Here is a 603-nt window from a genome sequence, read left to right as displayed (position 1 = left end):
CGGATCGAAATCCCTGCATCACCCGTTCTCGTTTTCGAAGTGGCACGTGAGAATTCTCCGCACGATTGTTCAGGCCCTTGTGCGATCGATGTTCGACAGCGGGCATGACATCTCGTTTTGCAGCGCTGTACGAGCGCAGTTTGTCTGTGATGATACGCTTCGGCGTCAGGCCCTGTTTCTTCAGCAGCCTGACCAGCAATCGCTTGGCAGCTTGGGTATCGCGGCGGGCTTGAACGATCTCGTCGAGAACGTAACCGTCTTGGTCAACGGCACGCCAGAGCCAATGTTTGCGGCCGCCGATGGAAATCACCACCTCGTCCAGATGCCAGATATCCTTTCGCGACGGCTTTTTTCTGCGCAACTGCCTGGCATAAGCCGTTCCGAATTTGCGGCCCCATCGCCGGATCGTTTCATAGGAGACGACAATGCCGCGCTCCAACAACATTTCCTCGACCATCCGCAGGCTCAAAGGGAACCGGAAATACAGCCAGACCGCACGGGCGATGATCTGCGGTGGAAAGCGGTGGTTCTTGTAGCTGACGGCAGGACTGTTCATCCCAACCCATTATCCGACAACCGTTAAGCCGCTCACAACGTGACATC

General features: G+C 56.2%; 1 pseudogene. It reads right to left on the bottom strand.

The annotated features are described in order from the left end of the window. Window positions 1-602: pseudogene (locus FFR93_RS40490) on the bottom strand (IS6 family transposase); the annotation flags it as partial. Window position 603: the final 1 nt, after the last annotated feature.

Origin of the sequence: Rhizobium sp. MHM7A (assembly GCF_005862215.1) — a bacterium.
GTDB lineage: Bacteria > Pseudomonadota > Alphaproteobacteria > Rhizobiales > Rhizobiaceae > Rhizobium > Rhizobium bangladeshense.
The sequence above is the reverse complement of the archived record's forward strand: the minus strand, read 5'-3'. Positions and strand labels throughout refer to the sequence as shown.